Annotated in this window: 26 protein-coding genes; 8 read left to right on the top strand and 18 right to left on the bottom strand. The window is 71.5% G+C overall.

Annotated features, from left to right (window positions below):
* Nucleotides 1–36 precede the first annotated feature (36 nt).
* From ACIBUY_RS37400 to ACIBUY_RS37385, 4 genes are all read left to right on the top strand, one after another.
* Entirely contained in the window at nt 37–993 is a 957-nt protein-coding gene (locus ACIBUY_RS37400) for a hypothetical protein (protein WP_399155024.1), read from the top strand.
* Complete coding sequence (locus ACIBUY_RS37395) at nt 990–2,243, top strand: histidine kinase (protein ID WP_365570868.1); 1,254 nt, start codon at nt 990–992, stop codon at nt 2,241–2,243. The genes ACIBUY_RS37400 and ACIBUY_RS37395 overlap by 4 nt, the downstream gene beginning before the upstream one ends.
* Nucleotides 2,240–2,935 (top strand): response regulator, encoded by a 696-nt coding sequence (locus ACIBUY_RS37390; RefSeq protein ID WP_399155023.1) that lies wholly within the window; start codon nt 2,240–2,242, stop codon nt 2,933–2,935. Before ACIBUY_RS37395 ends, ACIBUY_RS37390 begins: the two co-directional genes overlap by 4 nt.
* Nucleotides 2,936–2,999: 64 nt before the next feature.
* Nucleotides 3,000–4,460: a penicillin-binding transpeptidase domain-containing protein gene (locus ACIBUY_RS37385; protein WP_365570874.1), complete on the top strand. Its 1,461-nt coding sequence runs from the start codon at nt 3,000–3,002 to the stop codon at nt 4,458–4,460.
* Here the strand turns inward: ACIBUY_RS37385 and ACIBUY_RS37380 are convergent.
* Genes ACIBUY_RS37380 through ACIBUY_RS37370 form a run of 3 tightly spaced genes read right to left on the bottom strand, consistent with a single transcriptional unit; the run spans nt 4,457 to nt 6,260 of the window.
* On the bottom strand, nt 4,457–5,200 hold the full coding sequence (locus ACIBUY_RS37380; protein ID WP_399155022.1) for a hypothetical protein: 744 nt from the start codon (nt 5,198–5,200) through the stop codon (nt 4,457–4,459). The two genes, ACIBUY_RS37385 and ACIBUY_RS37380, sit on opposite strands and share 4 nt — an antisense overlap.
* On the bottom strand, nt 5,197–5,532 hold the full coding sequence (locus tag ACIBUY_RS37375; RefSeq protein ID WP_365570879.1) for a PadR family transcriptional regulator: 336 nt from the start codon (nt 5,530–5,532) through the stop codon (nt 5,197–5,199). Before ACIBUY_RS37375 ends, ACIBUY_RS37380 begins: the two co-directional genes overlap by 4 nt.
* Nucleotides 5,529–6,260, bottom strand: a complete 732-nt coding sequence (locus tag ACIBUY_RS37370) for a type II CAAX prenyl endopeptidase Rce1 family protein (protein ID WP_399155021.1) — start codon at nt 6,258–6,260, stop codon at nt 5,529–5,531. Before ACIBUY_RS37370 ends, ACIBUY_RS37375 begins: the two co-directional genes overlap by 4 nt.
* A 248-nt stretch (nt 6,261–6,508) precedes the next feature.
* Here ACIBUY_RS37370 and ACIBUY_RS37365 point away from each other — a divergent pair, with 248 nt between their 5' ends.
* The 3 genes from ACIBUY_RS37365 to ACIBUY_RS37355 all read left to right on the top strand — a co-directional run bounded on the left by ACIBUY_RS37365 (nt 6,509) and on the right by ACIBUY_RS37355 (nt 8,882).
* A complete protein-coding gene (locus ACIBUY_RS37365) occupies nt 6,509–7,087 on the top strand; it encodes a SigE family RNA polymerase sigma factor (protein WP_365570884.1) in 579 nt (192 codons plus the stop codon).
* Complete coding sequence (locus ACIBUY_RS37360) at nt 7,084–7,926, top strand: hypothetical protein (protein ID WP_399155020.1); 843 nt, start codon at nt 7,084–7,086, stop codon at nt 7,924–7,926. Before ACIBUY_RS37365 ends, ACIBUY_RS37360 begins: the two co-directional genes overlap by 4 nt.
* 119 nt (nt 7,927–8,045) lie before the next feature.
* Nucleotides 8,046–8,882, top strand: coding sequence for a pectate lyase (locus ACIBUY_RS37355; protein WP_365570890.1), 837 nt, complete (start codon nt 8,046–8,048; stop codon nt 8,880–8,882).
* A gap of 82 nt (nt 8,883–8,964) precedes the next feature.
* Here ACIBUY_RS37355 and ACIBUY_RS37350 read toward each other — a convergent pair whose 3' ends face one another.
* The gene (locus ACIBUY_RS37350; protein ID WP_365570893.1) at nt 8,965–10,122 is read right to left on the bottom strand and encodes a right-handed parallel beta-helix repeat-containing protein; all 1,158 of its coding nucleotides are present in this window, start codon (nt 10,120–10,122) and stop codon (nt 8,965–8,967) included.
* Nucleotides 10,123–10,243: 121 nt separating this feature from the next.
* Complete coding sequence (locus ACIBUY_RS37345; protein WP_365570896.1) at nt 10,244–11,038, bottom strand: HAD family acid phosphatase; 795 nt, start codon at nt 11,036–11,038, stop codon at nt 10,244–10,246.
* Between the two features lie 194 nt (nt 11,039–11,232).
* Here ACIBUY_RS37345 and ACIBUY_RS37340 point away from each other — a divergent pair, with 194 nt between their 5' ends.
* Nucleotides 11,233–11,475, top strand: a complete 243-nt coding sequence (locus ACIBUY_RS37340; RefSeq protein WP_365570899.1) for a hypothetical protein — start codon at nt 11,233–11,235, stop codon at nt 11,473–11,475.
* A 37-nt stretch (nt 11,476–11,512) separates the two neighbouring features.
* Here ACIBUY_RS37340 and ACIBUY_RS37335 read toward each other — a convergent pair whose 3' ends face one another.
* The 13 genes from ACIBUY_RS37335 to ACIBUY_RS37275 form a co-directional block, all read right to left on the bottom strand.
* Nucleotides 11,513–12,664: a chondroitinase-B domain-containing protein gene (locus tag ACIBUY_RS37335; protein WP_399155019.1), complete on the bottom strand. Its 1,152-nt coding sequence runs from the start codon at nt 12,662–12,664 to the stop codon at nt 11,513–11,515.
* A 35-nt stretch (nt 12,665–12,699) separates the two neighbouring features.
* Nucleotides 12,700–13,995: a polysaccharide lyase family 1 protein gene (locus ACIBUY_RS37330; RefSeq protein ID WP_399155018.1), complete on the bottom strand. Its 1,296-nt coding sequence runs from the start codon at nt 13,993–13,995 to the stop codon at nt 12,700–12,702.
* Entirely contained in the window at nt 13,985–15,013 is a 1,029-nt protein-coding gene (locus tag ACIBUY_RS37325) for a pectinesterase family protein (protein WP_399155017.1), read from the bottom strand. The genes ACIBUY_RS37330 and ACIBUY_RS37325 overlap by 11 nt, the downstream gene beginning before the upstream one ends.
* Nucleotides 15,013–16,125 carry a pectinesterase family protein gene (locus ACIBUY_RS37320; RefSeq protein ID WP_365570911.1) on the bottom strand — a complete coding sequence of 371 codons (1,113 nt, stop codon included), beginning with the start codon at nt 16,123–16,125 and terminating at the stop codon, nt 15,013–15,015. The genes ACIBUY_RS37325 and ACIBUY_RS37320 overlap by 1 nt, the downstream gene beginning before the upstream one ends.
* 310 nt (nt 16,126–16,435) lie before the next feature.
* Nucleotides 16,436–17,749, bottom strand: coding sequence for a polysaccharide lyase family 1 protein (locus ACIBUY_RS37315; RefSeq protein WP_399155016.1), 1,314 nt, complete (start codon nt 17,747–17,749; stop codon nt 16,436–16,438).
* 40 nt (nt 17,750–17,789) lie between these two features.
* Complete coding sequence (locus tag ACIBUY_RS37310; RefSeq protein WP_399155015.1) at nt 17,790–18,629, bottom strand: rhamnogalacturonan acetylesterase; 840 nt, start codon at nt 18,627–18,629, stop codon at nt 17,790–17,792.
* Nucleotides 18,630–18,731: 102 nt separating this feature from the next.
* Nucleotides 18,732–20,078 carry an ABC transporter substrate-binding protein gene (locus tag ACIBUY_RS37305; protein WP_399155014.1) on the bottom strand — a complete coding sequence of 449 codons (1,347 nt, stop codon included), beginning with the start codon at nt 20,076–20,078 and terminating at the stop codon, nt 18,732–18,734.
* A 37-nt stretch (nt 20,079–20,115) separates the two neighbouring features.
* Nucleotides 20,116–21,180: a right-handed parallel beta-helix repeat-containing protein gene (locus ACIBUY_RS37300; protein WP_365570923.1), complete on the bottom strand. Its 1,065-nt coding sequence runs from the start codon at nt 21,178–21,180 to the stop codon at nt 20,116–20,118.
* 164 nt (nt 21,181–21,344) lie between these two features.
* Nucleotides 21,345–22,892 carry a family 43 glycosylhydrolase gene (locus ACIBUY_RS37295; protein ID WP_399155013.1) on the bottom strand — a complete coding sequence of 516 codons (1,548 nt, stop codon included), beginning with the start codon at nt 22,890–22,892 and terminating at the stop codon, nt 21,345–21,347.
* Nucleotides 22,889–23,776, bottom strand: coding sequence for a PmoA family protein (locus tag ACIBUY_RS37290; RefSeq protein WP_399155012.1), 888 nt, complete (start codon nt 23,774–23,776; stop codon nt 22,889–22,891). The genes ACIBUY_RS37295 and ACIBUY_RS37290 overlap by 4 nt, the downstream gene beginning before the upstream one ends.
* Nucleotides 23,773–24,981, bottom strand: a complete 1,209-nt coding sequence (locus tag ACIBUY_RS37285; RefSeq protein ID WP_365570932.1) for a Gfo/Idh/MocA family oxidoreductase — start codon at nt 24,979–24,981, stop codon at nt 23,773–23,775. The genes ACIBUY_RS37290 and ACIBUY_RS37285 overlap by 4 nt, the downstream gene beginning before the upstream one ends.
* Complete coding sequence (locus ACIBUY_RS37280) at nt 24,978–25,136, bottom strand: hypothetical protein (protein ID WP_399155011.1); 159 nt, start codon at nt 25,134–25,136, stop codon at nt 24,978–24,980. Before ACIBUY_RS37280 ends, ACIBUY_RS37285 begins: the two co-directional genes overlap by 4 nt.
* Before the next feature lie 5 nt (nt 25,137–25,141).
* Nucleotides 25,142–25,984 (bottom strand): carbohydrate ABC transporter permease, encoded by an 843-nt coding sequence (locus tag ACIBUY_RS37275; protein WP_365570967.1) that lies wholly within the window; start codon nt 25,982–25,984, stop codon nt 25,142–25,144.
* Nucleotides 25,985–26,037 lie beyond the last annotated feature (53 nt).

The raw sequence follows: 26,037 nt of genomic DNA, 5'->3' as shown, positions 1-26,037 counted from the left end.
GACGCGGGGTGCAGCCCCCGCGACCAGCCTGGAGGCATGACTCCTCGCACCCGTTCCGTCCTGCGTACCGTCGCCGTCGCCGCCTGCCTGCCCTATCTGGTCCTCAAGGTCGTCTGGATCGCGGGCGGCACCGTCGGCATCCCCGCGGGCAGCTCCCTCCTGGAGCACCGCACCACCATGGCCGTCGCCAACGCCTTCACCGTGCTGCTCGACAGCGCCGTCATCGTGCTCGCCCTGCTGCTGACGCGGCCGTGGGGGCGGCGGGTGCCGGCGGTGCTGCTCGCCGGGCCGATGTGGGTGGCGACCGGGCTGCTCGTGCCGATCATGGCCGGGTATCCGGCGCAGTTGATCGTGAAGGCGGTCGACGGGACAGGGCCCGCCACCCCGGCCCGGCAGGCGTTCCTCGACGACTGGGTGTTCATGGTCGTGTACCCGGGGTTCATCGTGCAGGGCCTGTGCCTGGGCGCACTGTTCGTGGACTACGCCCGGCAGCGCTGGGGGCACCTGTGGCAGGGCCGCGGCCGGGAGCTGACCGGGCCCGCGCCGCGGGTGACCGCGTACGTCGCGGCCGCGCTCGCCCTCCTCCCCGCGACCGTCCATCTGCTGTGGGCGGCGGGTTCGACGACGGGCCTGACCGCGGCGCGTGCCGACGACCGCAGCAGTGACTTCTACGTCCTGGAGGCCCTGAACGTCGGCTACCTGGCCGCCGCGGTCGCCGGTGCGCTGCTGCTCGCCCGTCGCTGGGGCCGGGACCTGCCGGTGAAGGTGCCGCTCGCGCTGATCTGGTTCGGTGCGGGCGCGGCGGCCTGCTGGGGCGGCTGGCTGGGGCTCGCCTCGCTGATCGGGGTCGCGGACAGCGAGAACCGGCCGACAGCCCTGATGAACCTCACCTACGCTGGGCAGATGATCGTCGGCCTGCTCGTCGCCGCTGTCGGGGTGCGCTGCGTCACCCGTCGGCGGGCCGCGCATGCCCTCGCCGCGGCCGCGGTGTGAGACGCCTCGCCTCCGCCCTGTTCGGGCGGGTCGCGCGCCGCCGGTGGATCCATCTGATCCTCGGTGGCGCGCTCGCCATGCCGTACGTGCTGGTGGGCTCGGTGATCGTCGGGCCGCTGGTGGGCGCGGACGACGTCTTCACGGACCTGGGCCTTCAACTCCTGTCGTTCGCCGTGGGGTTGCCGATCGCCGCGCTCACCGCCCTGTTCCCGCTGACCCGGCCGATCTCGGTGGCTGCGGTGCGGGCGCTGTGCACGGTGGACTCCGACGCGCTCGCGGACGGGCCGCCGCGCAGCCGGGCCGCTCGGGGCCGCACGGTCGCCTGGTTCACGGCGCACCTCGGGCTCGGCGGGGTGCTGAGCGGGATGACGCTGGCGCTGCCGCCGTTCGCGGTGGCGCTGATCGCGCTGCCGCTCTTCGCGGGCCTGCGGGACTCGAAGCTCGCGCTGCCCCAAGTCCTGGACCACACCTGGGCGTTGGCGCTCGCCCCGGTCGCCGGGGCGCTGATGCTGGTGGCCCTCGCGGCCTGTGCGGCGCTCGCCTCGGGTCTGCTCGCGCGCTGGGCACCGGTGCTCCTCGGACCGACCCCGGCAGACCGGCTCGCCCGTGCGGAGGCGCGCGCCGCCGATCTGGCCGTGCGCAACCGGCTCGCGCGCGAGCTGCACGACTCGGTGGGGCATGCGCTGAGCGCGGTCACGCTGCAGGCGAGCGCCGCGCGCCGGGTGCTCGACTCCGACCCCGACTTCGTACGGGAAGCCCTGGCCGCCATCGAGGACACCACGCGCCGCACGGTCGGTGAACTCGACGCCGTGCTCGGGGTGTTGAGGGAGGCGGGCGACGCGTCGGCCACCGCGCCCGCGCCCACCCTCGCCGACGATCTGGACGGTCTGCTGCACCGCACGCGGGCGGCAGGCCTGGAGGTGGCGGCCACGGTCGGCATCGACCCGGCCGAGGTGACGCCGCTGGTCTCCCGCGAGGCGTACCGCATCGTGCAGGAGGCGCTCGGCAACGCGCTGCGGCACGCGGGGACGCGGGTCGCGCTGAGCCTCGTACGGGACGGGGACGCGCTGCGGATCACCGCCGAGAATCCCCTGCCGCCGCATGCCGCACCGACGCGGCCCGGGGGCGGGCACGGCCTGCGCGGCATCGCCGACCGGGCGCGGCTGCTCGGCGGCGCGGCCGAGGCCGCGGGCAGCGACGGGGTGTGGCGCCTCGACGTACGACTTCCATGGAAGGGACCCCTCGCATGAACACCGGGAGCATGAACGCCGTGGGCATGAACGCCGTGGGCGTGAGCCCCGTCACCGTCGTGCTCGCCGACGACGAACGGATGGTGCGCACCGCGCTGCGCGCCATCCTGTCCGCCGAGCCCGACATCGAGGTGGTGGGCGAGGCGGCGACCGGCGCGGAGGCGGTGTCGGTGGTGCGCGAGGCCCGGCCCGACGTCGTCCTGATGGACGTGCGGATGCCGGAGGTCGACGGGATCCGGGCGACCGAGCAGATCCTGCGCACCATGGACGCGCCGCCGCGCATCGTGGTCGTCACCACCTTCGAGAACGACTCCTACGTGTACGAGGCCCTGCGCGCCGGAGCCTCCGGCTTCCTGCTGAAGCGGGCCGACGCGGACGCGCTGGTCGGCGCGGTGCGGCTGGTGGCGCGCAGCGACAGCCTGCTGTTCCCCGCGGCGGTGCGCGCCCTGGCCGCCGAGCACGCCGCGCGGCGGGCGGTCGCCCCGTGGGTGGCGCGCCTCACGGGCCGGGAGAGCGACGTGCTGCGGCTGATGGCGGCGGGTCTGACGAACGCGGAGATCGCCGGGCGGATCGGGGTGGGGCCCGCCACGGTGAAGACGCACGTGGCCGCCGTGCTGGCGAAGACCGGGGCGCGGGACCGTACGCAGGCGGTGATCGCGGCGTACGAGGGCGGCTTCATGCGGGACACATAAGAGGTTTCTGAGAAAACTGGGCTTATCGGAACGATCCGCACCCCGCCGTTCGTCTCTTCACGGGATGAACAAGACGATCAGGCGCGCCTCCGTCTTCAGTCTGCTGCTCGTGCTCGCTCTGCTGGTCAGGGCGACATGGGTGCAGTTCTACGACGGTCAGGCACTCGCGGACAACGACAAGAACCGGCGGAAGACCATCGCGCAGTACGCGTATCCGCTGGGCGACATCATCGTGGGCGGAGAGGCGGTGACGGGCTCGCAGCAGACGGGCGGTTCGAGCGATCTGAAGTACAAGCGGACCTACAAGGACGGTTCGCTCTACTCGGCGGTGACCGGCTTCACCTCGCAGGTGTACGGGTCGACGCAGCTCGAAGCGCTCTACCAGGACGTCCTCGACGGGACGAGCACCGACCTGAAGAACCCCGTCGACTCGATCACCGGCAAGCACGCCGATCCCGGTGACGTGGTCACGACGATCGACCCGGCCGTGCAGAAGGCCGCGTACAAGGCGCTCGGCGACAAGAAGGGCGCCGCCGTCGCGATCGATCCGAAGACCGGGAAGATCCTCGGCATGGTGTCGACGCCGTCGTACGACCCGTCGAGGATCAGCGGGTCAGGATCGTCCGACGCCAAGGCGTGGAAGGCGCTGTCCGACGACGAGGACGTGCCGACGATGAACCGGGCGTTGAAGCAGGCGCTGCCGCCGGGCTCGACGTTCAAGCTGGTGGTCGCCGCGGCCGCGCTCGAGGACGGGCTGTACTCGTCGGTGGACGAGAAGACCGACTCCCCCAACCCCTACCGGCTGCCGGGCACGGTCACGGACCTGAAGAACGAGAGCGCGACCGCCCCCTGCGAGGACGCCACGATCCGCACGGCGCTGCAGTACTCGTGCAACAACGTCTTCGGCAAGCTGGCCGTCCAGCTCGGCCAGGACAAGGTGAAGGCGATGGCCGAGAAGTTCGGCTTCAACGACGAGAAGCAGGACGTGCCGGTGCGCGCGGCCAAGAGCCTCTACCCGTCGGACATGGACAAGGCGCAGACGGCGCTGTCCGCCATCGGCCAGTTCGACGTGACGGCGACGCCGCTGCAGATCGCCATGGTGTCGGCGACGATCGCCAACGGCGGCGAGCAGGCCTCGCCGCACATGGTGTCCGAGGTGACGAACGCGGACGGGGACGCGATCAAGACCTACGCGGACTCCGACACGAGCCGCGTCATGAGCGAGCGCACCGCCTCGCAGCTGCAGTCGGCGATGGAGACCGTCGTGTCGAAGGGCACGGGTACGAACGCGGACATCGCCGGGGCGACCGTCGGCGGCAAGACGGGCACGGCCCAGCACGGTGAGAACAACAGCCAGACGCCGTACGCCTGGTTCACGTCGTACGCGAAGGACGACTCGACCGGCAAGGAGGTCGCGGTGTCCGTGCTCGTGGAGCAGTCGGACGCGGCCCGCTCCGAGGTCAGCGGCAACGGGCTCGCGGCGCCGATCGCCAAGGCGATGATGGAGGCCGCGCTGAAGGGTTAGTGCCTTCCGCGCTTGTTCAGGGCCAGGAGTGCCCAGATCGCGAGGACGGGGACCGCCGCGCCGACGAGGGCTCCGGTGACGAAGCCCGCGCCCGTGCCGGCGTCCCCGTCGCGGAGGGACAGGGCGAGCGCGGCCGCGGCCAGGCAGAGGACGGCCACCGCCGTCGTCACGTAGAAGCGGCGACTGAAGAAGGCGTGGCGCTGCGGCGCCGGCGGCGGGGCATCGAGCTTCGCCGCCGGACCCTGGGTGGCCGCCTTGGGGCGCTTGTACCAGGCGTAGACGACCCAGGTGCCGCACAGCTCCCACCCCTCCGGGGCCAGTTTCGCGTCGACCGCGGCGCGGCCTCGGGTCACCAACTCCCGCCGGTACTCCCAGCGTTGGGGGCTCTCCGGGTCGCGGTGGCTGACGAACCGGCCGAGGGCGTCGATGCGCTCGACCTCCCAGCCCTCGTCGCCGAACCGGTCGAGGAGCGCCTCGTCGGCGTAGGTGTCGGCGGTCCACCGCCAGGTCTCCACGCGCTCGTCGGCGGGGGTCCGCGCGTCCGCCGGTTCCGGGGCCAGCTGCCGGGCGAACTCCTCGGCCGGGCCGAACTCGTCCGCCGGGTCGGCCGCCCCGGACTCGGCGAGGTGGGCGGCGAGGTCCGCGACCGTCGCCGTGACGTGCTCGGCCGGCAGGCCGTGGGAGCGCAGGTGACCGGAGAGCTCCGCCCAGTACGCGGTCTGAGCCTCGCGGGGTGTCATCGCACTCCTCCCTTCGCCAGCATGTGCCGTACTGATGTGTCGAACTCCCGCCACAGCGCGCCCTGTTCGCCGAGCGTGGCCCGGCCCTCGTCGGTGAGTGTGTAGTAGCGGCGGCCCGGCCCCTTCTCCGTGGCGCGGAACTCGGCCGCGACCAGTCCGGCCTCTTCGAGCCGGCTGAGCACGGGGTAGAGCGTGCCGCCCTTGATCTGTCCGAAGCCCGCGCCGTCGAGGGTCTTGGCGATCTCGTAGCCGTAACTCTCGCCGTCGGTGAGCGCGGCGAGGACGAGCAGGTCGAGTACGCCCTTGAACCAGCTGGCGCGGCGGTCGGTCACGCGATCCTGCCCTTCATGACGGTCGGTACGTACACGAGGTCCCGCAGGGAGAGGGCGGCGTGCGCGAGGACGGGCAGCAGCAGGCTTCCCGAGCTCAGGTACAGCGCCGTGCACACAGCACCGAAGGCGGCGAAGACGGCGATCCCGCCGCGGCCCTGGTAGAGACCCGCACCAGCGTAGATCAGCAGGGCGAGGGCGGCGGCGACGTACAGGTTCAGGCCGAGGACACCGACGCCGAACGCGAGGAGCAGGCCGCGGTAGAGCAGTTCGGAGCAGAGCGCGTCGGTGACGGCGACGGCCGCCGCGTACCGGCGCTCCTGCCGGGTGCGGGACAGCAGCGCAGCGATCTCGTCGAGGCCGGGGACGTGCTTGCCGTCGCGGGCCGCGCCGCGCAGCCGGTGCGCACCGAGCACGACCCCGAGGAGGACGGCGATGCCCACGCCAAGGCCCGTCGTCCCGGTCGGCCCGGCGAGCCCGAGGTCGGCGGCGGCGATGCCCGGGGAGCACGCGTACACCACGCCGAACAGGCCGGCGGCCAGCACCCAGAAGCCGAGCGTGAACCTGAAGTACCGCACCAGTGCGCCAGGTTGAGTCTCCCGGCGGCGGCCGAGCGAGGCGTACATCCGGCGGCCGACGAGCGGTTCGCCGACGGCCAGGTAGAGCGCGGCGGCGGCCGCGAGCGCGGCCGAGGGCGTGGTGAAGTCCGGCGAGATGGCGAGTGTGGTCATGGGTCCCCCCGAGTCGAGCGAGGCCGCGTCCTCCAGAACGTACGGCCGGAACGAACGGCTAGAACGTACGACTATCTAGTCAGGATCGCAACCTATGTCGCCGTGCTGACGTGAGACCGGCGCGAGAGCACTGTCCGGAATTGCCCCCTCCGAGATGTCCGGCATCACGGACGCCCTTCGAACCGTCGTACGGAACGCTGGTACGCTCTCGCACTCCTGCCGGGCCGCACAGTGAGGGAGGGATCCGAGTGAGCACCGTCGTGGACGACGACGCCGCTGCCGAGTTCCATGCCTTCTTCGAACGGCATCACCATGAACTCGCCCGCCTCGCCCACCTGTTGACGGGCGAGCCGGACGCCGCGGACGACCTCGCGGCGGACGCCCTGCTCGCGCTCTGGCACCGCTGGGACCGGGTCAGGGCGGCCGACCACCCCGTGGCGTACGCGCGCGGCGTCGTCGCCAATCTCGCCCGCACCCGGATCCGCAGTGCGGTACGGGAGCGGCGGCGCGTGGCCCTGTTCTGGTCGGGGCGGCAGGAGCGCACCGAGGATCCGGACGTGCCGGCCGTGGTCGACGTGCAGGGCGCGCTGCGTGAACTGCCGTTCCGCAAGCGGGCGTGCGTGGTGCTGCGGCACGCGTTCGACCTGTCGGAGAAGGACACCGCGCTCGCCCTCGGGATCTCGGTGGGTACGGTGAAGAGCCAGACGTCGAAGGGCATGGCCGAGCTGGAGCGCCGGCTCGGGTCCGACGCGCTGGGCACGGGGACGCCTCGGCGCGTACGGGCGGTCGGGGCGACCACGACGACGGCGGAAGGGGGCCGACGGTGAACGACGAACTGCACCAGCGGCTGCGCGAGGCCGCCGACGCGCACCGCCCCGACCGGGAGCGGATGCTCGCCCGCATCGAGCGCGGCATGCAGGAGGACCCGGCGCTGCGCCCCGAGCCGCGCCGGCCCGCCGTCGGCTGGGTGCGGATCGCGGCGGTCACCGCCGGGGTCGCCGGGGTGCTCGCCGCGGGCGGTTTCGCGGTCGGCGCCGCGCTGCGCGACGACGGGGCCCCGCAGCAGCAGGTGGCCGTGTCGCCGACGCCCACCCCGTCGCCGGGCGCCACGTCCCGCTCGCCAAAGCCGTCCGACCCCTCGGCGCCCTCGGCGTCCTCGTCCGCGGCGGGCGGCGCCTCGGCCCCCGCGCACACCCCGCGGCACTCCCCCTCGGGCTCGGCGAAACCGTCGGCCTCGGGGAAGGCGGCGCCCCCGGCGGCACCGTCCGCGACCGCCACGACGGACGGTCCCCTGTGGTCGGACGGGTCGGTGGACCCGGGGTCGAACGACTACTGGGCGCAGAGCAACGTCACGTTCAAGACGCAGCAGAGCCTCTCCGCGCTGACCGTGGAGCTGCGTGTCGCCCAGACCGGCGGGGTCACGAACACCGGCAGCTGGCGCTCCCGGCCCGCGGACGACTTCACGGTGTCGGTCACCGAGCGGGACGGCTTCCTGGTCTACCGCTGGACCCTCAAGCCGGGCCGTACGGTACCGAGCGGCGAGTTCGTGTTCGCGGGCCAGTACGACCACGCGACGGGCGGCCGGGACGCGGGCGGGGACACGTACACGGTCACCGGGCGGACCGCCCACGGCGAACAGGCGACGGTGGGCGGCGACTTCGCATGATCAAGCCCCTCCGGCGATTGAGGAGCGGGGCCCGGGGCGGAGCCCCGAGACCTGGGCACGATTGACCAGAACCACAAAACAACCGGCAACCTAAGTGACGCCGTCGGCAACTAACCGGCATGAACATGAAAGCCAGCCAACCCCCACGCTCACACCGCCGCCGCGTCACCCGCCGCCGCGCCGTCCTCGGCGGGCTCGCCGCGTTCACCCTCACCGGTGCCGCCATCGTCACCAGCGGCATGCTGGGCTCGGCCGGAGCCGCGTCCGCCTGGCCGGAGGCCAAGGGCACGCAGGCCGTGAGCAGCAGCATCTCGGTGTCGGGCACGCTCGACGGCGGATACAAGCGCTACTACGGATCCGGCGACCTCGGCGGTGACGGGCAGGACGAGGGCCAGGACCCGATCTTCAACCTCAAGGACGGCGCCGTCCTGAAGAACGTCATCATCGGCTCGCCGGCCGCCGACGGCGTGCACTGCGAGGGCAGTTGCACGCTGCAGAACGTCTGGTGGGAGGACGTCGGCGAGGACGCGGCCACGTTCAAGGGCAAGTCGACGTCGTCGGTCTACACGGTGTACGGCGGCGGCGCGAAGTCGGCCTCGGACAAGGTGTTCCAGTTCAACGGCGCGGGCAAGCTCGTCGTCACGAAGTTCCAGGTTTCGAACTTCGGCAAGCTGGTACGCAGTTGTGGTAACTGCTCGACGCAGTACAAGAACCGCAACATCATCATCAACGACGTCGACGTGACCGCGCCGGGCAAGTCGATCGTCGGCATCAACTCCAACTACGGCGACACGGCGGCACTGCGCAACATCCGCATCCACGGCGACAGCAGCAAGAAGATCAAGCCGTGCGTGCGCTTCAACGGCAACAACACCGGCGCCGAGCCGACCGAGGCGGGCAGCGGCCCCGACGGCACGTACTGCCGCTACACGGCGGCCGACCTCACCTACAACTGAGGCACCGCACCACGGACGACTGCGCCCCCGCCGGTGGGACCCGGCGGGGGCGCAGTCACGTACGACTACCGGACAAGCAGCACTAGTTGACGGTGGCGCCGATCGTCGTGGAGCCCGTCTTCAGGAACGAGGTCGCGGGCAGCGCGCCGGTCGCGGAGCGGGCCGCGTACGCCGTCGAGGCGTCCGTGGAGGTGAAGGACGGGGTGGCGACGCCCGTGTCCCAGTTGTTGGCGGCGCTGACGGTCGAGGAGCCGAGCTTCGCCTTGCCGGTGCCGTTGCCCACCGCGAGGTTGCGGGCCAGGCGGGCCTTGCCGGTGGCGAAGTAGAAGCCGTCGTCGGTGTTGGCGTAGGCCGTGTTGCGGTGCAGGACGATCGCTCCGGTGTTGGAGTTCTCGGTGAAGCCGTGCAGGGTGTTGTCCCAGGCGACGTTGTTCTGCACCCGGTGGGCGACGATCGCGCCGCCGCCGCCGAGCTTGAAGCCGTTGCCGTTGCCCTCGAAGGCGGTGTCGCTCCAGCGGTTCTTGCCGTTGCCGAAGGACCAGGAGTTCTTGATGGTGACCGGGGACGAGAACTGCCACAGGTCGAGGCCGTCGTCCGAGTTGTTGTAGAGGCGGGCCGAGTCGACGACGTTGCCGGTGCCCGAGCCGAACTTGATGGCGATGCCGTCGGCGTTCTGGCCGTGTCCGTCCGGGTCGTAGTTGCCGTAACTGTCCAGGTTCTGCACGAGGTTGTTCGTCGTGCCGTCGCCGCGCAGCGTGAAGCCCGAGTCGCCGTTGCCGGCGGTGACCAGGTTCTTGAAGACGCCGCCGACCGAGGACGTGACGACGAAGCCCTGGGCCGGGGAGTTCTGCCAGGTGAGGTTCTGGACGGTCCAGTAGTCGCCGTAGATCCCGGCGAGCCAGGAGCCGTCGGGCAGCTTCGAGCCGTCGATCCGCACCTTCTCGCTGCCGTACGCGGCGAGGGTGATGCGGGCCGAACCCGTGCCGTTCGCCGTGGACTTGAGGGTGGCGGTCGGGTAGTACGTGCCGCCGCGCACCTGGATGGTGGTGCCCGCCGCGGCGTTCGCGACGGCCGACTCCAGCTGGGCGGTGGTGGACACGGTCACCGTGGTGGCGGCCGCCTTCGCGTCGCCGCCCGACTGGAGGCCGAGGTAGATGCCGCCGCCCGCGGCCGCGAGCGCGACGGCCGCGGCGACGGAGAGCGTGCGGGTCCTGCGGTGGCGTCCGGTGCTCTGACGCACAGGAACGCTCCTTTCCTAGGGGTGCGTGTACGGGAGGACGGGCCGGGGGGAGCCCGGCCCGTCCTCCCGCCCCCTAGTCGCCGCCGCCCGGCGTCCGGGTTGCCGCGCGCGGAGGCACGGCTCAGCCGACGTAGTACGTCGGGTTCGGGAGCTTGTACGTCTTGTCCGCGTAGCCGCCGTCGAGGTCGGACTGCTGGTCGCCGAAGTTGCCGACGATGTCGTAGCCGAGCGACTCGATGTGCCGCCGGGTGCCGGCCTTGTACTGCACGGTCGTGCAGTTCCAGGCGGTCGCGGTGGCACACGCGCTCAGGTACGCGGGCGGGTTGGCCGCGTCCTTGAGGAAGACGTGGTCGGCGTCGAGGTTGATGTCGATGCCGACCTTCTTCAGGTTCTCGACGGCCGAGGCGCGCTGCGACTCCTTCAGGCCCGAGTTGTAGAAGACCTCGACGCCCTTGCTCTCGGCGTACTTGACGAGATCGGGCGTGCCGAAGACGGCCGGGCGGTCGGCCTCGGCCACGTAGGCGGCCCAACTGGCGCTGTTGTAGACGTAGTTCGTCTTGATCTCGTAGTCGAGGCTGAGCAGCAGCGTGTCGTCGATGTCGAAGACGACGGCGGGCTTCTCGCCGCGGTGGTGGGCCTTCTTGACGGCCTTGGCGATGTCCTTCTTCGCCCCGGCCTCGATCCGCGCCAGGTCGTCGGCGTACGCGCTGTCCGCCGAGGCCTGCCAGGTGCCGTCGGCGTCCTGGGTGGCGCCGTAGTACGACTTGATGTCGCCGACGAGCTTGCCGATGTTGTACGGCTCGGCCGTGGTCCTCGCCGTGGGCGCGTCGGCGCCCGCCGCACCGGTGCCGTACACGGCCCCGCCCGCGAGGGCGACGGCGGCGGCGATGCCCGCCAGCCTGAGGGACTTCCGCATGAAGGGTCCTTCCGAAAGGGGTCGGTGATGTATTCCGCGCAGGTGGCTGCATGTCTACGCGCATCACACGGGATCCCGCGACGGCTGTTACCCGATCGATATCGGGCCCACAGGTTTGCACCACGCCCAACTATTGCTCCGGCATGGCGACCTGTTGACCTTCCCTTGATGCCGCCCTCTTAGGGTCGGATTCCGTGAGCACGATCAGCACCCTGCCCCTCGCCGCCGCGGGCACCCAAGCCGCCTCCCCCGTACTGCTCGGCGTCTTCGCCGTCGGCGGGCTTGTCGCCATCTCGGCAGGGCTGACCTGGGCATTCAACGTGCGCGGGATCAGCACCGGGCGCAGCGTCGGCCATCTGCGCGTCCTGGGGGCGGCGCTCGCGCTCGCGGGCCTGGTCCTGCTGGGTGTGACGTACGCGCTGTGGCACCTGGGCTGACGCCGCCCGGGTGCCACGCGTCGCGGCTGCTGCCGGGTCAGTTCATCGTGGCGCCGATGGTCGTCGAGCCCGTCGTCAGGAACGTCGTCGCGGGCAGCGTCCCGGACGAGGAGCGGGCGTTGTACGTCGTCGTCGCGTTCGTCGAGACGAAGGGCGGGGTCGCGATGCCGCTGTCCCAGTTGTTGCCCGCCGAGGTCACGGACGCGCTCTTGCCGACCTGGCCCGAGCCGTTGGACACGGCCAGGTTCTTGCCGAGCTTCGCGGAGCCGGTGGCGAAGTAGTAGCCCCACTTGGCATTGGCGTAGGCGGTGGTGCGGTTGATGACGATGGCGCCGGTGTTGGAGTTCTCGGTGAAGCCGTTGCCCGCGTTGTCCCAGGCCGCCGAGTTGTTGACGACGTGGGCGACGGTGTCGCCGTCGCCGCCCAGCTTGTAGCCGTTGCCGTCGCCCGCGAACGCACTGTCCGACCAGCGGTTCTCGCCGTTGCCGAAGGACCAGGAGTGCTCGATGGTGACGGGCGAGGCGAAGGACCACAGGTCGATGCCGTCGTCGGAGTTGTTGTACATGCGGGCGCCGGTGACCAGGTTGCCCGTTCCCGAGCCGTACTTGATGGCGATGCCGTCGGCGTTCTCGCCGTGGCCCGCCGCGTCGTAGTTGCCGTACGAGTCGATGTTCTTGACGGTGTTGTTCACGGTGCCGTCGCCGGTGAGCGTGAAGCCGGAGTCTCCGTTGTCGACGGTCTTGATGTTGTTCCAGGTCGTGCCGGTGCAGGACTGGCAGACGACCGCGCTGTCCGGGGAGTTCTGGAAGGTGATGCCGGAGACGTGCCAGTAGTCGGCGGTCAGCTTGAAGATCCAGTCCCCGGACGGCAGCGACGAGCCGTCGATCTTCACGGTCTCGCTGCCGTACGCCTGGAGCGTGACCGGCGACGAGGACGTGCCGTTGGCCGTCGACTGCAGGGTCTCGGTCGGGTAGTAGGTGCCGGCCCTGACCTGGATGACGTCACCGGCCGCGGCGGCGGAGATCGCCGCGTCGAGTTCGGCGGTGGTGTCGACGACGACGGTCGCGGCCTGCGCCGGGGTGGGCAGGGCGAACACGGCGGCGCCGGTGGCGACGGCGCAGGCGAGGGCGAGACGCGTGGCGCGGCGCGGGGTACGGCTCGGGGTACGGCTCGGGTCACGACGGAGCATGGGTGCGGGTCCTTTCCTCCGATGGCGGTGGGGGTTCAGCGGCGCGGGCCCGCGTGGTGGCGGACGTACGCGGTGACGGACGCAGCGGTCGGCAGCAACCGGTAGGTGTAGCCCGGCAGTTGGGCCGGGTCCCAGCCCGTGTCCGCCGTGTAGGTCGCGCCGATCACGGCGGCGGCCTGTGCATCGAGGTCGGCCCTGCGGCCGTCGATCCAGGAGCCGCGGTCGTGGAAGGCTGTGCCGCCCTGCGGCCCGATCACACGGGGCGCACCCGCACCGGGTGCGTACGCGAAGGAGTTCTTCTCGCTGACGATCGCGGACTCCAGGCCGACGCCGAGCGCGTACGAGGGACGGGCGCCGGTGTAGAGGTTGTTGTAGGCGTGGACCTGGCCGAAGCGGACGCGCGGGGCACGCTGGACGATGTCGCGGAAGAGGTTCCGGGCGAAGGTGATCCTCAGCCTGCCGCGGTCGCGGTCGCCGCGGCCGTCGCCGGAGCCGATCAGCAGCGCCTTGTCGTGCTCGGCGAAGACGGAGTCGGCGACGGTGATCAGGTTCGAGCCGTCCTCGATGTCGAGCAGCCCGTCGTGGCGCTGGACGTGCTTGCCGTGGAAGCCCACCGGCGCGTCCTCGTCGAGGAAGCGGCCGTCGGTGAACGTGCAGTGCGAGATCAGGATCCGGGTGCCGGTGACGACGGTCATGGCGTCGAAGCGGGCGTTCCAGTTGCCGCTCGCGCCGTCGTCCGGGGACCAGGTGGTGAAGTGGTCGACGGGAGACTCGAGTTGAAGGTCCCGGACGACGATGTTGGAGCCGGTGTTGACGGTGAGGAAGACGCCGAGCAGCCGCGCGTCACGGCCGACGCCCTCCAGGGTCGTGTTGCTCGGCACCGTCAGCTGGATCTGCAGCTTCTCCTTGTTGGAGCCGGTCTGGCGCAGGATGCGCTGCGGTTTGCAGTAGTCGTAGCGGGTGTCGGACCAGGTGGTGCCGTCCTCCCCGAAGCACGACATGTACAGGCGCTGGTCGAAGCCGGGCGCATAGTCCTGCTCGCCCAGGATGCGGCCGCTGCCGTCCTCCGCCTCGGCGCCGTCGATGTCGCCGACGACGCGGACGACCTTGGGGGCGGTGGGGTCGCCGTGGTTGGCGAGGGCCTCCTTCAGCTCGGCGCGGGTGCGTACGGTCCACACGGCCGCGGGGTCCGCTCCGGCCCCGCCGGTCACGGTGGCCCCTTCGGCCCCGGCCCAGCCCTCGACGACGGGGCCCGACGCGGCCTGCGCGGGCACGCCGCACGCGAACAGCCCCGCGACGAGGACGCCGACCACCAGCGCTCTACGCATCATGTCCTGGCCTCCAGTCACCGAGAAAGCTGCTGCGGGTGTGCGTCGCGGCCTGCGCCGCGGTGAGCTGCGGCCGGTTCTCGGGGACCGAAATCACCGCGCCGGGACCGGAGTTGGCGTACTCGCCAAAACGCATCGACTGCCACGGGTAGGCGTCCCGCATGTTCGTGTACGGCGCGACCGGGTCGATCCCTGGCCCGAGCCACGAGTCCCGCACGACGAGGGAGGGCCAGGCCGTGGTCTCGTACGACGGCACCCACGGGCGGGCCAGCTTGTACGCGCCGTCCTCGGCGCCGGAGGTGAACCGGCAGCGCACGGCGAGGAATCCGTGCGGGTTGGCGCGGGCCGTGGCCGGGGCGAAGACCATGCCCTTGGGCGTGAAGTCGACGTCGCGGGCGAGGGTGCGGAAGTGGCAGCGCTCGAAGACGGCGGTGCCGCGCCCGAAGACGAAGTCGACGTCGCCCTCCACGTAGCAGTTCCGGAAGTACTGCCGGTCGAAGGCGTCCAGGGCGGTGGTGTCGGCGAACAGGGTGTCCTGGTGGCCCAGCAGGCGCACGCCGTCGAAGAAGGTGCGGTCGCCGGTGACGTACGCGGCGACGGCCTGGGTCCCGGTGATCTCCGGGTGGTCGGCGCGCAGCCAGTCGTTGGCGAGGGTGAGGCCGCGCACGGTCAGGCCCGGCGCCGCCGAGGTGAAGGTGGCGGAGCCCGCGGTGCCGTAGGTGCCCGAACCGCCGGGCAGCGGCGTCCCGTTGGCGTGGTCGCACACGATGACGGCGGCGCGCGGGTCCTGCCCCTCGACGCCGCGCATCGTCAAGTCGACCAGGTGCGCGGGCACGTGGACGACTTCTCGGTACGTCCCCGGGTGCACGACGATGGTCCGGCCGGGCCCGTCGACGGCGTCGACCGCGGCCTGGACGGAGTCGCCCGGCCGTACGTGCAGGGTGCGCGGCCGCGGCCCGGCGGCGAAGCCGGTCGCCGCGAGGGCACCGGCGGCCGCGGCGAGCAGGGTGCGGCGGCGCATCAGGCCCGCACCTCCGCCGGACGCCAGTCGCCGAGGTAGGCGGCGCGGGTGGCCGACTCGGCCTGCGCGTCGGTGAGTTGGGGCCGGTTGGCGGGGTCGGTGACGCGGGCGCCGGGGCCCGCGTTGCGGTACTCGGCGAAGCGCTGGCTCTGCCACGGGAAGGAGTCCGACATGTTGGTGTAGGGCGCGACCGCGTCGATGCCGGGGCCCAGGTGCGTCTCGCGGACGGTGAGCATGGGCCGGGCCGTGGTGTCGGAGCTCGGCACCCACGGGCGGGCCAGCTTGTAGTACGCGTCGGGGGCCGTGGAGTCGATCCGGGAGCGTGTGACCAGGTAGCCCCGCGGATTGGCGGCCGCGGTGGACGGCGCGAAGACGAAGCCGTACGGGGCGGCGCCCGCCAGGTCGCCGCGGTCGAGGGTGCGGAAGCGGCAGCGGTCGAAGACGGCGGTGCCGCGCCCGAAGACGAAGTCGACGTCGCCCTCCACGTAACAGCCCTGGAAGTACTGGCGGGCGAACGAGGTCAGCGCGAGCGAATCGGCGTACAAGGTGTCCTGGTGGCCGAGGAAGCGGCAGCCGAAGAAGGCCGAGCGGTCGCCCATGACCTTCAGCGCGACGGCCTGGGTGCCCAAGATGCCGGGGTGGTCGGCGCGCAGCCAGTCGTTGGCGAAGGTGACGCCCTGCGCCGTGAACCCGTCGGCGCGCAGGGTGACGGTGGCCGAGCCGGTGGTGCCGTACGTCCCCGAACCGTCGGGCTTCGGCGTGCCCGCCGCGTTGTCGTACACGACGACGGTACGGCGCGGGTCGCCTGCGGCGCCGATCCAGGTCATGCCGGTCTGGGTCGGGGCGGCGGAGACCGTCTCGCGGTAGATGCCGGGGGCGAGGACGAGGGTGTATGCGGGTCCGGCGGCGGTGACAGCGGCTTGCACGGTGGTGAAGTCGCCGCGGCCTTGCGTGTCCACGTAGAGGGTGCGGGCGTCTCTGCGGCGGGTGGGTGAGCCGTAGGGGCCGAAAGGGGTGGGGGTCGCCGCGTGGGCCTGTGGGGTGGAGACCGCGAGCGCGACGGCGGCGCTCGCGCTGAGGAACGTGCGTCTTGAGAGCGGGGGTCGGGGCATGCGGGTGCTCCTTCGGGGTGCGGGTGGGTTGGGGGCGCCTGCTCGTCTGCCGGGTGCCGTCTCGTTCGCGGCCGCGGGCCGGTGGGGGCTGGTCGCGCCCCGCGGCGGAGCCGCTGATGACACAGCCCCGCGCCCCTGAAAGCTGCGGCTTCGCCGCGCTTTCCTCTGGAAGGCATGCGGCTTCGCCGCTGCCTTCCCTGATGGGATGCCGCACGAAGTGCGCATCCCAGGGGCGCGGGGAACTGCGCGAAGCAGGACCACCGGCCCGCACCCGGCAACGCGACAGGAACCCGGCAGACGAGTAACCGGGTCAGCGGAGCCGAGTCGCTCCGGCGCCCCCGGCCACCACCCGGGCCACGGCCTTCGCCGGGTCGACCCTGAGGCGGAGTTCAGGTATCCAGCCCGCCCCGGACCGCAGCGGAGCAGCCGCGTTGGCCGAGTTGTAGGCCGCGATGATGTCGGTGCTCGTGCCGTTGACCACGTTGCCCGTCGCCGTGAGCGGATAGTCGTTCCAGCGGTGCAGGATCGACCCGGCACCGACCCCCGCGGGCAGCGTGAACGCGTTCTTCTCGGCGACGAGTTGGGACTTGTAGCCGATGCCGAAGGAGTAGGAGTAGTCGGCGTTCGCGACGTAGGAGTTGTTGTACGCGTCGACCTGGCCGAAGCGGACGCGCGGCGCGCGCTCGACGAGGTTCTTGAACAGGTTGTGGTGCAGGGTGACGCGGAGCTTGCCCTCGTCCGTGGCGCCCGCGCTGTCGCTGTTGCCGATCATGAACGTCTTGTCGTGGTCCTCGAAGACGTTCCAGGACGCGGTGACGTAGTCGGCGCCCTTGACGACGTCGAGCTCGCCGTCGTGCTGCTGGAAGATGCGGCCGTAGTAGGAGGGCAGCGTCGAGTCGGGGTGGGCGCCGTCGGTGAAGGTGTTGTGGTCGAGCCACACGTGCGTCGCGTTGTAGACGACGGCCGCGTCGTACTCGGAGTTCCAGTTGCCGGTGTCGCCGTCGGTCGGGTCCCACTGGGGGAAGCAGTCGAGCGGGGACTCGAGGGTGAGGCCGCGGACGATGACGTTGTCGACGCCGTTGATCTGCAGGCTGCCGCCGACGATCCCGGCGTCCTTGCCGACGCCGATGATCGTGGTGTTGTCGGGGACGTTCGCCTTGATGGCCTTGGCCTGCGCGGTGGCGGAGACGTTGCGCAGGTACTCCTGGGTGCCGGGAATCTTCTTCTCGGCCTCCAGGTCGGTGTCGTAGCCCCAGACCGCCGGGTCGTAGTCGGCGAGGTACTGGCTGAAGTCGTAGCCGTCGGCGGCGAAGTCGGCGCAGGTGTCGCCGTCGGCGTCCAGCGTCCCCCGCACCTTGATGATCTTCGGCGCGGTGCCGCCCGCGGTGAAGGCGGCCTTCAGCTCGGCCCAGGTGGTGACGGTGTAGACGTGCGCGGCGTCGGCCGCGGCGCCGCCCGTGGTGCCGGTGGTCGCGGAGGCCCAGCCGTCGCCCGCGGCGAGGGTCTGGCGGGACGCGTCACGGCCGTGGGCCTGGGCGGTGCCCGTACCGGTGACGGCGAGGACGAGGGCGGTGCAGCCGACCACGCTCGCTATGACGCGGCCATGACATAGCTGTGTGCTCACTGTGCGGCTCCTTACGGGAGGGAGTTGAGGGGGTCCGCGCTCAGGCGGGTGTCGTGCCGGGCAGCCACGTCAGGCGTGCCGCCCACACCTCGGACAACTCGTCGATCTCGTCGCCGAGGCGGCGTACGTCACGGGCGGGCAGCACCCGGCGGTGCAGCAGTTCGCCCGCCACGAGCCGGGCCACGGCGATCGCGCCGGGCGGGTTGGCGTGGGTGTTGTCCTGCTCGGTGGCGGTCCAGTTGAAGTAGACCTTCGTCTCCTCGACACCGAGCTTCTGCCACAGCGCGAGCGACAGCGCCTGGATGTCGAGCAGCGCGACGCCCTCCTGCCGCGCGAGGGCGCGCATCGCCGCCGGGTAGTCGCCGTGGGTCGGCACGGCGTTGCCCGCCGCGTCGAACTTCCTGCGCTCGACGGAGGTGGCGAGCACCGGCCGCGCGCCCTTGGCCCGCGCCCCGTCGACGTAGAGCTTCAGATACTCCTGGTACGTCGACCAGGGCTCGGTGTAGCGCGTGGGATCGGCGCTCTTCTCGTCGTTGTGCGCGAACTGGATCAGCAGGAGGTCGCCGGGGCGGATCGCGGCGAGGATCGCGTCGAGGCGGCCCTCGTCGACGAAGCTCTTCGAACTGCGGCCGTTCACCGCGTGGTTGGCGACCTCGACGCGGGAGGAGAGGAAGAACGGCAGGGCCATGCCCCAGCCGGTCTCGGGCTTGGCGTCGACGTACTTCTGGGCGGCGGTGGAGTCACCGGCGATGAACAGGGTGCGGCGCCCGCGGTGCGCGGCGGCGGCCGGAGTGGCGGCGACCGCGGCCAGCGGCAGTGCGGCGAGCGCGGCCAGGGTCGCTCTACGCGTGGTCGACACGTCGATGTGCCGTCCTTTCATGAACGTACGTACGGAGAAAAAGGGGTGGGGGAGGCCGGCGGCGGGAGTCGGCGCGACGTGGACGTCCCGCCGCCGGCCTGGTCAACCGGTGGTGCGCGTCGGCTACTTGGCCTGCGCCTTCCACTCGTCCTGGGCCTTGTTCAGCTGCTCGGCCATGGTGTCGAGGAAGTCCTTGGCCGACTCCTTGCCGAGCAGGACCTTCTGGAAGTCGTCCTCGTTGTCGGCCTTGGAGATGGTGTTCCAGTCGGGCAGGTAGTACGGCAGGTTCACGATCTTCGTCGAGCCGGACGAGAGGGCCTCGGCGGCGAGCTTGGTGGGCTCGGACTTCTGCACCCAGGCGTCCTTGGCGGCCTCGGTGTTGGCCGGGATCTGCTTGGCCGACTCGTTCCACTTGCTGTTCTCCGCGTGCGAGGCGGCGAACTCGATGAACTTCCAGGCGGCCTTCTTGTTCTTGCTCGCCTTGAACATGCCGAGACCGTCGACCGGGTTGGAGACCTGCACGCGGGTGCCGTCGTCACCGGTCGGGTTGGGCAGGCCGCGGAACTTGTCGCCGAACGCCTTCTCGTGGTCGGCGAAGGAGCCCAGGTTGTGGCTGAGCATGCCGATCTGGCCGCTGTCGAACTGCGCGACCATCTTCGTGAAGTCGTTGTTGACGTCGGCGGACGGCGTGGCCTTCTTGTAGAGGCCGACGTACTTCTCCAACGCGGCCACGTTCTTGGGGTCGTTGACCGTCGTCTTGGTGTTGCCCGCGTCCCAGAACGAGGTGATGCCGCTCTGCCCGTACATCACGTCGAGGGCCTGGGCGATGGAGCCCTCGCCGCCGCGCAGGGTGTAACCGAACTGGTTCTTCCCGGAGTTGGTGAGCTTCGTGGCCGCGTCGTAGAACTTCCCCCACGTCGTCGGCGCGTCCAGACCGGCCTTCTCGAACAGGTCGGTGCGGTAGTACAGGACGCCGTTGTTGGCGGAGGTCGGCACGGTGAACAGCTTCGACTCGGAGCCGCCCGCGGCCTTCACCGACTCCAGGAAGGCGTCGTTGAGCTTGCCGTTGAGAGAGCTCGTGGCGAGGCGGTCGTCGAGCGGCTCGAGGGCGTTCTGGGCGGCGATGCCGGCGAGCATCGCGGTGCCCACGCCGCCGACGTCGGGCAGGCCGCCGCCCTGGATGGCGGTGTCGTACTTGGACTGCACGTCGGCGGCGGGCAGGCCGACGTACTTCACCTTGATGTCCGGGTTCGCCTTCTCGAAGTCCTTGATGATCTCCATCCAGACGTCCCGGCGCAGGGCCGTGTTGTTGTCCCAGAAGGTGATCGTGCCCTTGCCCTCGCCTTCCCCGCCCTTTCCGCCACCGCCGGAGCCGTCGTCGCCGCAGGCGGTGGCGGTGAGGGCGAGGACGGTGGTCAGGGCGACGGCACCGCCGGTGCGGAGCGCGCCTTTGCGCATGCGGATGTTCATGATCGGCTCTCTTCTTCTGGATCCAACTGAGGGTGAACTAGCGGGTTCTGGGCGAGTCCGGGGCGGGCGAGCCCAGGGAGGACTGGGGACCGGAGAACTTCTTGACCAGGGCGGGCACGGCGGCCGCCGGGTCGAGGTGGTAGCGGTAGAAGGCGCGCGGGTCGAAGGCGTCGCCGTGGGCGTCGGTGCGGCCCGTGGTGTTCTTCAGGATCGAGCCGCGCTGCACCAACTCGGCCGTGTCGTCGGCCTGGTAGGGGTGCTGGAGCCCGTCGTAGTAGCTGTTCTCGATCACCATCTTGGTGTGGCCGCGGGACCAGTTGCCGTACGTCCAGACGGGGTCGCCGTCGGCCAACTGCTCGGACAGGTAGTTGTCGTAGAGGTGCGCGTACTGGCAGTTGTCCGCGGACGGATTGCGCTGCTTGGTGTTCCTGAACCAGTTGTGGTCGATGGTGATCTTCGTGACGACGTTGGTGGTCCAGCCGATGCCGAAGGTCTTGTTGTTGTTCTCGAAGCGGTTGTGGGAGACGGTGATGTAGTCGCTGTCCTTGCGGATGTCGAGCTGGCCGTCACAGATGTTCGAGAAGCGGTTGTGGTCGATCCACACGTGGTCGGCGGTGTCCATCTGGATGCCGTCGAAGTCGGTGTCCTTGCAGTCCCAGTTCCCCGCGACCGCGGAGTCGCGGATCGTGAGGTTGCGGATGACGACGTTGCTGGTGCCGGGGTTCAAGTGCAGCTCACCGGCGACGAGTTGGCCCTTCGTGCCGACGCCGACGATGGTCTTGTCGGAGGCCACGACGATGTTCGCGCCGAACGGCTGGGCCGTGATCGTGGCGGCGACCCGGATGACGTAGGGCTCGTCGGCGGCCGCGTACTTCTCGAGGTCGGCCTGGGTGGTGACGGTGACGACCTCGCCGCCCGCGCCTCCGGTGGTGCCGCCCGCGAGGGTGGCGAAGCCGTGCGGCGTGCCGGTGAGGCGGTCGGGCGATGCGGCCGCGTGGGCACTCGCACCCGCGCTCGCGCTCATGGCGGTCAGGCCGACGGTGGTGACGAGGGCGGCCAGTGCGGCCCGTACTCTGTGGCGCTCGGTGCGGTGGAGGTGCATCGTCGCGGCTCCCAACAAGCGGGCAGGGATGGTCGGTTGGCGGCTCAGGCAGTGACGCAGGCAGCGGGTCGGGCAGTGACCCAGGCCATCGCTCGGGCGGTGACGCAGGCAGCGGGTCGGGCAGTGACGCAGGCCATGGCTCGGGCGGTGACGCAGGCAGTGGCTCAGGCAGTGGTGATGCGGAAGTGCGTGAACAGGGCCGTGCCCGCGGGGCCCTGGCCGGGCGGCGCCGCCGCGAACAGGCCGAGCAGTGCGCCGACCCAGCGCCAGGGCGTCGCGGCGAAGACCTGGCCCGAGGGCAGGAAGCCGTCCCCGGTGTCGGCGGAGAGGCGGCAGCGGGCGCCGTCGGTGAGGTCGACGCGCAGGCGGGCCGTGCCGTCCGGTGCCGGGCGGGGGCGGGCGGCGTCGCGCTCGGTGTCGGCGACGCCCTCGGCGAACCGGTGCACGACCTGGGCGGTGCCGTCCTCGCCCCGCTCCAGGCCGATCCAGGTGTAGGCGTCGCCGAGAACCGCAAGTCCGGCCCTGGCACCCGGAGTCGTACTGGTGAGCCGGAGGCCGACCTCGACCCGGGAGGGGAGCAGCGGCAGGCGCTGGGTGAGCAGGTGCGGGACGCGGCGCAGGTCGCTCACCCCGTCGGCGGACCGCACACAGGCGAGGCGCAGGCCGTCCCCGGCGTGCGAACTGGCCCAGCCCTCGCGGGAGTTCGCGGTCCACTGCCACTGCCGTCCGTACCGGCCGCCGGGGAAGTCGTCGTCGGTGGCGGGCGCCGTCACGGGCTGCACGGGCAGGGCCGGCTTCCGGTGTACGCGAACGGGGGCGCCGTGGTGGCCGAGCACGGGCCAGCCGGACGCGTCCCAGCGCATCGGCTGCAGGTGCACGACCCGTCCGTACGGGCCGAGTTGCTGGAAGTGCAGGAACCAGTCCTCGGCGTCGGGCCCGGCGCCGGTGCGCACCCAGCCGCCCTGGTGGGGGCCGTTGACGTCGGTGTCGCCCTGTTCGAGCACGACGCGCTCCTCGTACGGGCCGAAGAACGAGCGGGAGCGGAACGCGCCCTGCCAGCCGGTCTCCACTCCCCCGGCCGGGGCGAGGATCCAGTACCAGCCGTCGTGCCGGTACAGCTTGGGCCCTTCGAGCGTGAACCAGCCGGGGATCTCGTCGCCGTCGATCAACAGCTTTCCCTCGTCGAGGAGTTCGCGGCCGTCGGGGCTCATCCGGTGTCCGGTGAGCCGGTTCTTGATGCCGGCCCGCGACTTGGCGTAGGCGTGCACGAGGAACGCCTCGCCGCTCTCCTCGTCCCACAGCGGGCAGGCGTCGATCAGCCCCTTGCCCGCCTTGATGAGGTGCGGGGTGCTCCAAGGGCCCCTGATGGACCGGGAGTTGATCTGGTAGATCCCGTGGTCGGGGTCGCCCCAGAAGATCCAGAAGCGGCCCGCGTGGTGCCGGATCGACGGGGCCCACACGCCGCAGTCGTGGCGCGGGGTCGCGAACGCCTCGGCGGGTTCGAGCCGTGGGAGTGCGTGCCCCACCAGGGTCCAGTTGACGAGGTCGCGGGAGTGCAGCAGCGGCAGTCCCGGGGCGCGGCCGAAGCTGGACGCGGTGAGGTAGAAGTCGTCGCCGACGCGTACGACGTCGGGGTCGGACCAGTCGGCCGCGAGCACGGGGTTGCGGTACGTGCCGTCGCCGAGGTCGCCGGTCGTGAGCTGCGGGTTCACGCGGACACCGCCTTTCTGACCAGGGAGGAGGCCCGCGCGCGGTCGAGCGTGCCGTCGGCGACGACCGTGACGAGGCGGCGTACGGCGGTGTCGCCCGGGGCGATCGCCAGGCGGTTCAGGGAGGCGAGCGAGGAGCCGACGCCCGGGTACTCGCCGGTCCGCACGAACCAGGGGTCGCGCCGGGTCTCGGCGGTGGCCCCGGCGAAGACGAGGGTCCAGCCCCCGCCCGCCAGGGCGAGCCAGTCGGCGGGGCGGCCGTGCACGGCGTCCTCCCCCTCGGCGGCGGCCGTGAAGACGGACGGGGCCGCGTCCTCCTTGGGGGCCCGCCAGAAGAAACCCCCGTAGGCGGCGCCGGGGCGGCCGTTGGTGGCGGGGCTGCCGATCGTGACGGTCTCGTGGCCCGGGTTGGTGAGGGCGAAGGTGAAGTCCAATGCCCAGGCGTCGTCGGCGAGTTGAGTGACGGCAACGGTGCGGCGCTCGCGCAGCAACACGCCCACTGCACCCGCCGCGCCCGCCGCTCCCGACTCTGCGGTCCACTCCAGGTCCTCGACGAAACCGTCCGGGTCGCACAGCTTGAACTCGCGGTGCCGCTGCTCGCCGTGGTTGTCGAGCTCGGTCGGCCCCTGGTCGCGGACGTAGGTGCGGCCGCCCCAGAAGTTGTGCCCGTCGACGTCCGGCACGGCGACGCCCACCCCGAGGTGGTGCTGGTGGTCGACGGGGGCGAACTCGGTGACGGGCGTGCCGCCGAGCGTCGTCACCGGGTGCAGGTACGGGCGCGGCGACTGGCGCCTGTCGAGATCACCGGCCTCGGCGCGGATCTCGTAGCGGGCGACGGGGCGGCCGCCGCAGTGCAGGGTGAGCGGGGCGATGGCGAGGCGGTTCATGTGGTGGCCTCCAGTCCTTGACGGGCCCAGAACGCGCCGAGCGCGGCATAGCCGGTGAGGGTGTCGGCGCTCGCGGAGACGAGTCCGTCGATGCCGTGCACGACGCGGCGGGCGACTCCGCCGCCCCCGTCACCGGGCACGCTGCTCCATGCCTCGGCGGGCAGCGCGACGGGCTCGGGAGCGAGTCGAATCGCTTCGACGACCCGCATGAAAGCGCCGGTCGAGGCGGGTGTGACCGTCAAAGGCGTGGCGCCGCTCGCGTCGGCGAGGTGGTCGAGCAGGTTCTCCAGGAGGTCCGTGCGGCCGTGCACGGTCTCCTCCGGGCCGTGCCCCGCGCGCTGCACGAGGACGCGGTCCTGCTTGTACCAGAAGGTGATCCGGCCCCGGCTGCCGTGCACGATGACGTACGGCTCGGCGGCCCGCTCGGCACACAGGGTCGCGGCGACGGTGACCCGCCGGTTCGCGCGGGTGACGATCTCGACGTACGAGGTGTCGTCGGCCTCGATGGCGTTGGCGCGGAACAGTTCGGTGCGGATGTCGGCGAGATCGTCGCCGCCGGTCGCGCCGTCGAGGGCGAGCGCGGTGGCGACGGCGTGGGCGAGAGGGTTGGTCAGGACGCCGTCGACGACGTCGACCGCGTTCCCCCCGGCGTCGTGCAGGCGGCGGCGTCCGGCCCAGGGCGCGCGCCGGAAGTACGCCTCGTCGCGGACCCAGGCCCCGGCGGCGCCGATGCCGAGGGGCTCGCCGATGAGTCCGTCGCGTACGAGATCTCGTATATGAGACACCGCATGCGAGCCCAGCGACTGGAACCCCAGCTGGCAGGCGATCCCGGCCTCCGCCACACCGCGCGCCATCCGCTCGTATTCCGTATATGACGGCGCGGGCGGCTTCTCCAGGAGCAGGTGCACGCCCCGCTCGGCCGCGACCAGGGCCAGGTCCGTGTGCGTGGGGATCGGGGTGCAGATGATCGCGACCCGGGCGCCGGTACGGTCGAGGAGCTCCCCGAAGTCGGCGGACTGCGCGACGCCGGTGAAGCCCGCCAGCTCGGCCTCGTCCAGCGGCCGCAGCTCGCAGACGCCGGCGAGCACGACCCGCCCCGCGTCGGCCAGGCGCCGCAGGTTCGCCAGGTGCCAGCGGCCGTGCCCGCGCGCGCCCGCGAGGACGACGGGGACCGGCCCGCCGGTGGACGACAGCGGGCCGCTCACCGGATGCCTCCCGCCGCGGCCCGGCTGTCGTCGGCGGCGAGCGCGTCGCGGCTGATGTCACGGCCCTGCGCCCCCGCGGAGCCCGAGGCGGCGAGCCCGGCCGCCAACAGGCCGCAGGACAGGGCGGCTTGGAGTACTCGTGTGCGTACGCGCATGGTTCTCATCCCTTCACCGCCCCGGCACTGAAGCCCGTGACGAGCCACTTCTGGATGAAGGCGAAGACGATGACGACGGGCACGGCCGCGACGACGCCGCCGGCGGCGAGCGCGCCCAGGTCGACGGAGTCGGCGCCCATGAGCGTGGCGAGGCCGACGGGGATCGTCTGCTTGTCCTGGTCGGAGAGGAACATCAGGGCGAACAGGAAGTGGTTCCAGCTGTGCACGAAGGCGAAGGAGCCGACGGCGATCAGCCCGGGGCGAAGGAGCGGGAGTACGACGGCACAGAAGGCGCGGAAGCGGCCGCAGCCGTCGACCCAGGCGGCCTCTTCCAGGGACATCGGTACGTTCTTGATGAAGCCGCTGATCAGGATCATCGTCAGCGGGAGCTGGAAGACGGTCTCGGCGATGATGACGCTGCCGAGCGAGTTGATCATCTTCAGGTTGGCGAAGATCTGGAACAGCGGGACCAGCATCAGGGCGCCGGGGATGAACTGCGAGCACAGCAGCGCCAGCATGAAGCCCTGCTTGATCTTGAAGTTGAAGCGGGCCAGGGCGTAACCGCCGGCGAGCGCGACGACGGTCGTCATCAGCATGGAGGCGACGCCGACGATCAGGCTGTTCTGGAAGAAGGTGCCGAAGGCCCGCTCGTTCCACACCTTGTCGAAGTGGTCGAGGGTGAGCGGCCACGGCAGCAGCGAGGTGGAGCCTGCCGGGCGGAACGCGAAGAGCAGCATCCAGTAGAAGGGGACGAGCGTGAACAGGAGGTACACGCCGAGCGGGAGGTAGATCTGCCAGCGCGGCACGTCGTCCCAGGAGCGGCCCTTCTTCGGCGCCGCGGCCTCCAGGCGGTGGCGGCCGGTCGTCGGGGCGGGTGCGGTGGTGTCGGTCACCTCGGTCA

The organism is Streptomyces sp. NPDC050085, from assembly GCF_044460595.1.
In the GTDB taxonomy this organism is placed as follows: Bacteria; Actinomycetota; Actinomycetes; order Streptomycetales; family Streptomycetaceae; genus Streptomyces.
The sequence above is the reverse complement of the archived record's forward strand: the minus strand, read 5'-3'. Positions and strand labels throughout refer to the sequence as shown.